We start from the raw sequence: 9,195 nt of genomic DNA on the forward strand, positions 1-9,195 counted from the left end.
TTTACAGCGCGACCAGCTTCAGTTTTGTTGTCAGCAACTGGGCGGGATTCGCCGTAGCCAACAGACTGAACGCGGGACGATTCAACACCGTACTGGTTGGTCAGAACTTGCTTAACGGCGCTTGCACGACGCTCGGACAGTTTCTGGTTGTAAGCGTCAGGACCGACGGAGTCAGTGTGACCTTCAACAGTAGTGCTGGTGGATGGGTACTGCTTCATGAAGTCAGCGAGGTTTTTGATGTCGCCGTAGCTGTTAGGCTTGACTACCGACTTGTCGAAGTCGAATTTCACGTCCAGCTCAACACGAACAACTTCAGCAACTGCTGGGCAGCCATCAGCGTCAACAGTTACGTTGGCTGGAGTGTCCGGGCACTTGTCAACGTTGTCGCAAACGCCATCGTTGTCGCTGTCGGAGCAGACTTCAGCGGGTGCTTGAACTGGAGCAGCAGCAGGCTTGGAGCCGCCACCGAAGTTCACACCGATACCGACGCTTGGAGCCCACTCGGTGTCGCCCTGGTCGATATTGTATTGAGCTTCAACGCCAGCACGGGCGTAGAAGTTCTCGGTGAAGTACAGCTTGGCACCGCCGCCAACGTTGGCGAAAGTGGAACGGTTACGACCGCCACCGCCGTTCTGGCCAATGCTCTGGTCCGAGAAACCGGCAGAAACGTATGGACGGAGCATGTCGCCTGGGTTGTTGAAGTGGTACAGAGCGTCCAGAGCGGTATCAGCGCCCTTAACGTTACGACCGTCATCGGAACGTACGTTGTGCACTTCGTCGTAAGCCAGACGCAGTTCAACGTCGTCGGTCAGGAAGTAACCAACCGAACCGCCGAACAGGTTGCCGTTGTTCTTGAAGTTACGATCGCTGTCGTACTGCTCTTTCTTCGCGAAGCCTTCGATTTCAACTGCGCCTTGGCCTTGTGCCAGAGCGCCGAACGAAGTGGCGGCAATCAAAGAACCAATGGCCAAGCCCAAGGTGTTTTTCAGTTTCATCCGTTAAATCCCCATCTGGTGATTGTGAAGCAGTCCCGCAAACCGGGGGACAACTCGGCGGCAAGTCTATCAGAACTTGCCTACACGTAAGAGATATTTGCGCCGAACTAAGTTTCAGCAATGCCTGCAAATTTCTCACGCAATTTATCTAGAGCACGTTTGTAACGCATTTTTGTCGCACTCAAACCCATGTGCATGATATCCGCGATCTCTTGAAATTCCAGCTCTGCGACAAATCGTAGCACCAGAATTTCACGGTCAATCGGGTTCACATACACTAACCAGCGATCGAGTCCACCCTTATCTTCAGGTTTCGGCGCCTTTTCTTCAGACGCTTCCTCGAGGGGGTCCAGACTCAAAGCATCCATCAAGCGACGCTTTCGCCGTTCTTTCCGATACTGCGTGATGCACTCGTTGTACGTGATGCTATATAGCCATGTCTTGAACTTCGATTTGCCCTCGAAGTTCTTCAGGCCATACAGCACCTTCAACATCACTTCCTGACAGACATCGTCTGCGTCTCGATCGTTCCCAAGATACCGTGCACAGACGTTAAATAATGTTCGCTGGTAACGCCGCATCAGTTCTTCATAGGCGCGAGTTACGTGAAACAGCTCGGTATGCGAGCGCGCGACCAACTCCTCATCAGAGAGCTCGCGGGGGTCGTAGCGCGTGGACAGCGATTGAGCTTTATTCAAAACAAGTCGGGCCGACAGTCAGGTCAATGTCCGCCGCAGCCCTTACAGGGCATTTTGCGGCGGCATACATTAGCAGGGTTTGCCGGGTTAGCGGCTACTCACATGCTGCTCCAGGAGAATCCGATTGGAGAGAGAGACTAGCTCACCCTCATCGGTCAGCAATGTGGTTTTAACCGTGCCGATCTCTTCGATCTGGCCTTCGACCTCGCCAACACGCACTTGTTGCCCAACCTGATACAACTCACGCACATAGATTCCCGCAAGAATCTGACCGGCAATTTCCCGGCTTCCCAACCCCATGGCCAGCGCAACCGCCAGACCAACGGTAATCAATACGATCACAATCACATGGTTGAGCAGGTCAGTCTTGACCTCCAACTGGCTGATTGCGACCGAAATACTGATGATAATCACCAGGCCCTGGGCAATTCGCCCCAGGCCCGCAGCGTAATCCAGCCCTACGCCCTCTGCCGCACCCCGCACCAGCCCATTGGCCAGTTGCGCGAGCAATACACCCACCAGCAGCACCAGCGCGGCGCCGAATACTTTCGGCAAATACAGCGCAAGCATGTCCAGCGTAGCCGAAACTCGCTCAAGTCCAAGGGATTCTGCGGCAGAAACCAGAAAAATCAGCAGAACGAACCAATAGACAATCTTGCCGATTAAGGTCGAGATCGGTACTTGAAGGCCGGCCCGGGACAGCAATTTGGTCAGTCCGGTGCCGCCCATCAGGCGATCGAGCCCCAGCTTGGCGAGCAACTTGGACAACAAAGTATCCAAAAGTTTCGCAACGACGAAACCCAACAGCAACACAACCAGTGCGCCGAACAGGTTCGGGATGAAATTTGCAACCTTGGTCCATAACGCAGTCATTGCAGTGACGAGGCTCTGAGTCCAGAGATCAAGTTCCATATTCAATCAGCCTTATCAGCAGTGCGAACGGTAGGTTTACGGTGACGGGAAACCGGAGCGACATGGGCCGATCCGTTATTCAGGGCGATCATCAGCGCGGGCAGCCAGCGGCCCAGCAGGCTGAACAGATCACCGGCGCCGACCTGGCGGTTGGCGGTTTTCAGTACACGCCCAAGGCACGCATCGTCGTCCCGGGTGGACGGTGATGCATTGAGCATGTCACGCAAAGACTGTTCAAACGGATCGTGCATACGCACCTCTCGTGATGTCAGTGAAAGACGCGGTCAAATTTGCTCGGGTCACATGCTTCACCCTCAGACCCAGCGCAAACGTCGGAATAACCACCACTGCCCCAACGCCACCGAGATCATCATCACGCACGCAATCAGGAAGCCATAGGGGCTTGCAGAAAACGGAATCCCGCCGACATTGATACCTAAAAGACCCGTCAGAAAACTCATCGGCAAAAAGATCCCGGTGATGATCCCGAAACGGTACATCGTGCGGTTCATTCGCACGCTCAAACGTCTATCTTCGGCCTCAAGGACCAACCCCACCCGCTCCCGGGTCAATTCCAGCTCCTCGAGATACCGGGTCAGGCTGTTGTTCAATTCGTTCCAGTAATCACCGTCGCCTTCGACGAACCAAGGCAGTTTTATCCGTGTCAGCTGACCGAATATTTCCCGCTGCGGCGCAAGAAAACGTTTCAGCGCAGCGGCCCTGCGACGGATCTGCAAAACGGCTCCGTGCTCGGGTGTATACCGTTCGTCGGCATCCAGCTTTTCTTCTTCCTCATCGACCACTTCCGAGAGGCAACTGACCAGATCCTGCACCTTATTGGTGAGGTATTGCGCCATATAAAGGATGAGTTCTGACGCAGTTTTCGGTCCTTTGCCTTCGGCGAGCTGCACCAGCAAATCATCGGTGGCGCGCAACGGACGCAAACGCAGAGAAATAACACGCTGGGCCGACGCAAAAATCCGCACCGAGACCATGTCTTCCGGCTCGGCGCCCGGGTTCAGGTTGACCCCACGCAAAAATAGCAGCAGTTCGCTGTCCGAAAGCTGTAAAAGACGCGGCCGGGTGTTTTCTTCAAGTAACAGATCACAGCTGAATTCGCTCAGACCGCTGGATGTTCGCAACCAGGTCTGGGTTTGCGGGTGACTGCGATCCCAGTGCAGCCACAGGCTTTCATGGGCCTGCAACTGCAAGTCATCGAGTTCAGTCCGGGCTATCGAACGCGCACCGCCTTTACCGTCCAGCACCAGGGCATGCACCAGCCCCCACTGCGCGTTTTCTTCCTCGAACATCCGCATCCCTTTGTTGGTTTCTGTTTATTCAGGCATTTTCAGCGGGCTTGGCGAGATGATCACGCCGTTGTTGTCCGCATAGATGTAATGGCCAGGATGGAACGTCACGCCGGCAAAGGTCACCGCTACGTTGAGATCGCCGATGCCGCGCTTGTCGGTTTTCATCGGGTGGCTGGCCAGGGCCTGAACCCCCAAATCGGTTTGCGCGATGACGTCGACGTCGCGGATGCAACCGTAGATCACCAGCCCTTCCCAACCATTTTTCGCGGCTTTCTCGGCGATCATGTCGCCCAGCAGCGCACGACGCAGGGAACCGCCACCGTCGACCACCAACACCTTGCCATTGCCCTTGAGCTCGGCTTGTTCCTTGACCAGCGAGTTATCTTCGAAGCACTTGATGGTCACGATTTCCCCGCCGAAAGAATCACGGCCACCGAAATTGCTGAACATCGGTTCCAGCACCTGCACCAGCTCCGGGTAGGCGTCGCACAGGTCAGGCGTGAGGTAATGATTCATCGAGAAACTCCTGTAAAGAGGAAGACAATCGAGGGTGTCGAAACGTGACCAGAACAGCTCAATGCGTCATATCTTAGCCGCAAGCCGAACAGAGCGAAATGCCCTTGTTAGAGCATCAGGCTCAGACCGCCGCAGTCAGATCCGGTTTTTCACCCAGCAATGGCGTTTGCTGATCTGCCAACCAGCGCGCCACCAACGGCCAGACTTCAACCTGCGCGGCTTTGCTGACCAGCATTTCAACGTGACCGAAATTATCGGCGAAACCCTGCTCGCGACCCAGGCTGATGAATTGCTTATGCTCGGAACCCACCTGATCGAACAGCTTGCGACAAGCCCAGGTCGGGTCCTGATGGTCACCTGCGGCACTCACGGCCAATACCGGTAACTGAACGTCGGCCAATCCGGCCCACCAATCCTTGTCGGCATCGCCGAAGCGCCCGAACAGGCCATACCAGCGCATGCTTTCCAGGGCCAGGCCAATGGGCTCGTCCTCCGGGCCGCGCTTGAGCCGTGAACCGGACAGCTGGGCAAAACGTTTGAGAATGAAGCGCCCGCTCCACTCCACCGGTGGAATCTTCAGCGGCCAGTAGGTGCGGCTGACTTGCGTACCGAAAAACGCCGCAGAGGCCACCACCGGCTCGCCGATGTACTCACCACCCAGCGCCGCCGCCAGGGTAATCCCGCCCAGCGAGTGACCGATCCAGTGCGGGATCTGGCCGCTCTGCTCGCGAACGAACGCGCCAATGGCCGGCAAATCGTAACGGGCGTAGTCGGCGACGCGGTTCTTGCGGTAGTTCTGGTTACGCTGGGACAGGCCGTGTCCACGCATTTCGGGAATCCATACATCGAATCCCAGACGCGTCAGATAGGCGCCCAGTCCAAGCCCCTTCGGGGAAAACCAGAACCGGCGATTGGAAAAGCTGCCGTGAAGCAAAATAACCGGAACGCCACGCGCGTCTGAGCCATCCGCCATGCCCAGGCGCGTCACAGCCAGTTCGACGGTGCCGTCAGGGCTGTTGCCGGGTTTCAGACGATAGACGTCTTCGCTCAGATCGCCGCGCCGCTCGGCGCTGATCAGGGCGACAGGAAATAGGTTGCTGCTGCTTTGCATAATGCTCTTGCACAAAAAAGGGCGGCTTCCAGAGGAGCCCGCCCATGAGTCCTATCTCGACAATGACTGTTCAATTTTGACGGCGTCTTTTGCTGGCATGCTGCGTTGCCGCTCCTCGCCATAGCAAGCTATGACTCGTCGCGGCGCCTTGCCTGCCAGCAAAATCCACACGTCAAAATTGAACGCATTGCCGAGATAGGACACAGATTCTTAAAGCCTCGGCCACATGACCGAGGCTTCATTCACATCAAGCCGAAGCTTGACCTTCAGCCAGGAAGAACCAGGTTTCCAGCACGGAATCGGGGTTCAACGAAACGCTTTCGATGCCCTGCTCCATCAGCCATTTGGCCAGATCAGGGTGGTCCGAAGGGCCCTGACCGCAAATGCCGATGTACTTGCCAGCCTTGTTGCAGGCCTGAATCGCGTTGGCCAGCAGCTTCTTGACCGCCGGATTACGCTCGTCAAACAGGTGCGCGATGATCCCGGAGTCACGGTCCAGGCCCAGCGTCAGCTGGGTCAGGTCGTTGGAACCGATAGAGAAGCCGTCGAAGAATTCGAGGAACTCTTCGGCAAGGATCGCGTTGGACGGCAGCTCGCACATCATGATGATGCGCAGACCATTCTCGCCGCGGGCCAGGCCATTCTCGGCCAACAGATCGATCACTTGGCTAGCTTCGCCCAATGTACGGACGAATGGCACCATGATTTCAACGTTGGTCAGGCCCATCTCGTTGCGCACACGCTTGAGGGCGCGGCACTCGAGTTCGAAGCAGTCACGGAACGCTTCGCTGATGTAACGCGAAGCACCGCGGAAGCCCAGCATCGGGTTTTCTTCTTCCGGCTCGTAGAGCTTGCCGCCGATCAGGTTCGCGTATTCGTTGGACTTGAAGTCCGACAGACGCACGATGACCTTTTTCGGGGTGAACGCAGCGGCCAGGGTGCTGATGCCTTCAACCAGTTTGTCGACATAGAAGCCAACCGGATCGTCGTAACCGGCGATGCGCTTGTCGACGCTGTCCTTGATGTCCTGCGGCAGACCGTCGTAGTTCAACAGCGCTTTGGGGTGAACACCGATCATGCGGTTGATGATGAACTCCAGACGGGCCAGGCCCACACCGGCGTTCGGCAGTTGCGCGAAATCGAAGGCGCGGTCCGGGTTGCCGACGTTCATCATGATCTTGAACGGCAGATCCGGCATGGCATCGACGGAGTTTTTCTTGATATCGAAGCCCAGTTCGCCTTCGAAGATGTAACCGGTGTCGCCTTCAGCGCAGGAAACGGTCACGCCCTGGCCGTCTTTCAACAGCTGGGTGGCGTTGCCGCAACCGACTACGGCCGGGATGCCCAGTTCGCGAGCGATGATCGCCGCGTGGCAGGTACGGCCGCCACGGTTGGTGACGATGGCGCTGGCGCGCTTCATGACCGGTTCCCAGTCCGGGTCGGTCATGTCGGAGACCAGTACGTCGCCTGGCTGGACTTTGTCCATCTCGGACACGTCCTTGATGATGCGGACCTTGCCGGCGCCGATACGCTGGCCGATGGCGCGACCTTCAACCAGCACGGTGCCGGTTTCTTTCAACAGGTAGCGTTCCATGACGTTGGCCGAGGTACGGCTCTTCACGGTTTCAGGACGGGCCTGAACGATGTAGAGCTTGCCGTCGTCGCCGTCTTTGGCCCATTCGATGTCCATCGGGCACTTGTAGTGCTTCTCGATGATCATTGCTTGCTTGGCCAGTTCGCTGACTTCGGCGTCGCTCAGGCAGAAACGTGCGCGATCAGCCTTGTCCACGTCGATGGTCTTGACCGATTTACCGGCCGTGGCCACTTCGCCGTAGATCATCTTGATGGCTTTGCTGCCCAGGTTGCGACGCAGGATGGCCGGACGACCGGCTGCCAGCGTGCCTTTGTGGACGTAGAACTCATCCGGGTTCACCGCGCCTTGTACGACGGTTTCACCCAGGCCGTAGGCGCCGGTGATGAACACCACGTCACGGAAGCCCGATTCGGTATCGAGGGTGAACATCACGCCGGCGGTGCCGGTTTCGGAGCGGACCATGCGCTGCACGCCGGCCGACAGGGCTACCAGCTTGTGGTCGAAGCCCTGGTGGACGCGGTAGGAAATCGCGCGGTCGTTAAACAGCGAAGCGAACACCTCTTTGGCGGCGCGAATTACGTTTTCGACACCACGGATGTTCAGGAAGGTTTCCTGCTGACCGGCGAAGGAAGCGTCCGGCAGGTCTTCGGCGGTAGCGGAAGAGCGCACGGCCACGGCCATGTCAGGGTTGCCGGCCGACAGCGTGGCGAACGCGATGCGGATCTCGGCGTTGAGCTTCTCGGGGAATTCGGCTTCCATGATCCATTGACGGATCTGGGCGCCGGTCTTGGCCAGGGCATTGACATCGTCGACGTCCAGGGCGTCGAGGGCGGCGTGGATCTGATCGTTCAGGCCGCTCAGCTCGAGAAAATCACGATAAGCCTGAGCTGTCGTGGCGAAGCCACCGGGCACCGATACACCGGCACCTGCAAGGTTACTGATCATCTCGCCCAGGGATGCGTTCTTGCCCCCTACGTGCTCTACATCATGGACGCCGAGCTTATCGAGGGAAACTACGTACTCTACCAAGGTGATCTCTCCACTAACTGTGTTGGAAAAGCTCAGAAGCCGGCTGCTCATTAGAGCGTTTGCCAGCTGTATGGCCTGGACCTGGAAAATAAGTGAGAATGCGGGCCACTGGCGGCCGGCAAATCGCGCCTACTATATCCAAGAATCGTCACTAGCTTAAGGCCCAAGGTGCAAATGAAACGATCTGCTTTCTTTATCTCCGATGGCACCGGCATTACGGCCGAAACGCTCGGTCAAAGCCTGTTGGCGCAGTTCGAAAACATTACCTTCAGCAAAATCACGCGGCCCTATATCGACAACGCGGATAAAGCGCGGGTCATGGTACAACAAATCAACAAAGCCGCTGAAAACGATGGTTTTCGGCCGATCATCTTCGACACCATTGTCAATCAGGACATCCGTGAGATCCTCGCAACGTCCAATGGTTTCATGATCGACATTTTCTCGACCTTCCTGGCGCCTCTTGAACAGGAATTGACCGAGCATTCTTCCTACACCGTCGGCAAGTCCCACTCCATTGGCAGCAACTCCAATTACATGGAGCGGATCGAGGCGGTGAACTTCGCCCTCGACAACGACGACGGTGCGCGCACGCATTATTACGACAAGGCGGACCTGATCCTAGTGGGCGTGTCGCGTTGTGGTAAGACGCCGACGTGCCTGTACATGGCCATGCAATTCGGCATCCGCGCGGCCAACTACCCGCTGACCGAAGACGACATGGAGCGCCTGCAACTGCCTGCCACCCTGCGCGCCCACCAGCACAAGCTGTTCGGCCTGACCATCGACCCGGATCGCCTCACCGCGATCCGCAACGAACGCAAGCCCAACAGCCGCTATTCGAGCTACGCCCAGTGCGAATTCGAAGTGCGCGAGGTGGAGAATCTGTTCCGCCGCGAGAACATTCCGCACATCAATTCCACGCACTTCTCCGTTGAAGAAATTTCCGCGAAGATTTTGGTGGAGAAAGGTGTGGAGCGGCGCTTCAAGTAGGTTTTCGGCGACAGCAACACCGCTATCGCGAGCAAGC

At 57.1% G+C, this 9,195-nt stretch carries 9 protein-coding genes; 1 reads left to right on the forward strand and 8 read right to left on the reverse strand.

Annotated features, from left to right (window positions below):
* The 8 genes from E3W21_RS21670 to ppsA all read right to left on the reverse strand — a co-directional run.
* Positions 1-995 (reverse strand): OmpA family protein (locus E3W21_RS21670; RefSeq protein WP_256661612.1); only part of this gene is annotated, 995 nt, incomplete at its 3' end.
* Positions 996-1,102: 107 nt separating this feature from the next.
* The gene (sigX, locus tag E3W21_RS21675; RefSeq protein WP_008146300.1) at positions 1,103-1,693 is read right to left on the reverse strand and encodes an RNA polymerase sigma factor SigX; all 591 of its coding nucleotides are present in this window, start codon (positions 1,691-1,693) and stop codon (positions 1,103-1,105) included.
* An 87-nt stretch (positions 1,694-1,780) separates the two neighbouring features.
* The gene (locus tag E3W21_RS21680) at positions 1,781-2,605 is read right to left on the reverse strand and encodes a mechanosensitive ion channel domain-containing protein (protein ID WP_008027407.1); all 825 of its coding nucleotides are present in this window, start codon (positions 2,603-2,605) and stop codon (positions 1,781-1,783) included.
* Positions 2,606-2,607: 2 nt separating this feature from the next.
* Positions 2,608-2,856 carry a hypothetical protein gene (locus E3W21_RS21685; RefSeq protein WP_027922557.1) on the reverse strand — a complete coding sequence of 83 codons (249 nt, stop codon included), beginning with the start codon at positions 2,854-2,856 and terminating at the stop codon, positions 2,608-2,610.
* 63 nt (positions 2,857-2,919) lie between these two features.
* Positions 2,920-3,915, reverse strand: a complete 996-nt coding sequence (locus E3W21_RS21690; protein ID WP_129442798.1) for a zinc transporter ZntB — start codon at positions 3,913-3,915, stop codon at positions 2,920-2,922.
* Between the two features lie 24 nt (positions 3,916-3,939).
* Positions 3,940-4,431 (reverse strand): ribonuclease E activity regulator RraA, encoded by a 492-nt coding sequence (gene rraA / locus E3W21_RS21695; RefSeq protein ID WP_027922555.1) that lies wholly within the window; start codon positions 4,429-4,431, stop codon positions 3,940-3,942.
* Between the two features lie 121 nt (positions 4,432-4,552).
* Positions 4,553-5,542 carry an alpha/beta fold hydrolase gene (locus E3W21_RS21700; protein WP_134421790.1) on the reverse strand — a complete coding sequence of 330 codons (990 nt, stop codon included), beginning with the start codon at positions 5,540-5,542 and terminating at the stop codon, positions 4,553-4,555.
* 247 nt (positions 5,543-5,789) lie between these two features.
* Positions 5,790-8,165: a phosphoenolpyruvate synthase gene (ppsA, locus tag E3W21_RS21705; RefSeq protein WP_129442792.1), complete on the reverse strand. Its 2,376-nt coding sequence runs from the start codon at positions 8,163-8,165 to the stop codon at positions 5,790-5,792.
* Positions 8,166-8,339: 174 nt separating this feature from the next.
* On the opposite strand from ppsA, the gene E3W21_RS21715 reads away from it, so the two are divergent.
* Positions 8,340-9,158, forward strand: coding sequence for a pyruvate, water dikinase regulatory protein (locus E3W21_RS21715; protein ID WP_134421791.1), 819 nt, complete (start codon positions 8,340-8,342; stop codon positions 9,156-9,158).
* Positions 9,159-9,195 lie beyond the last annotated feature (37 nt).

Source organism: Pseudomonas sp. F01002, from assembly GCF_004402115.1.
Classification (GTDB): Bacteria; Pseudomonadota; Gammaproteobacteria; order Pseudomonadales; family Pseudomonadaceae; genus Aquipseudomonas; species Aquipseudomonas frigoris.

Coding starts and splice junctions, on each gene's coding strand:
- E3W21_RS21700 (WP_134421790.1), bottom strand. CDS start 5,542: ATGCAAAGCAGCAGCAACCTATTTCCTGTCGCCCTGATCAGCGCCGAG.
- rraA (WP_027922555.1), bottom strand. CDS start 4,431: ATGAATCATTACCTCACGCCTGACCTGTGCGACGCCTACCCGGAGCTG.
- E3W21_RS21680 (WP_008027407.1), bottom strand. CDS start 2,605: ATGGAACTTGATCTCTGGACTCAGAGCCTCGTCACTGCAATGACTGCG.
- E3W21_RS21715 (WP_134421791.1), top strand. CDS start 8,340: ATGAAACGATCTGCTTTCTTTATCTCCGATGGCACCGGCATTACGGCC.
- E3W21_RS21690 (WP_129442798.1), bottom strand. CDS start 3,915: ATGTTCGAGGAAGAAAACGCGCAGTGGGGGCTGGTGCATGCCCTGGTG.
- E3W21_RS21685 (WP_027922557.1), bottom strand. CDS start 2,856: ATGCACGATCCGTTTGAACAGTCTTTGCGTGACATGCTCAATGCATCA.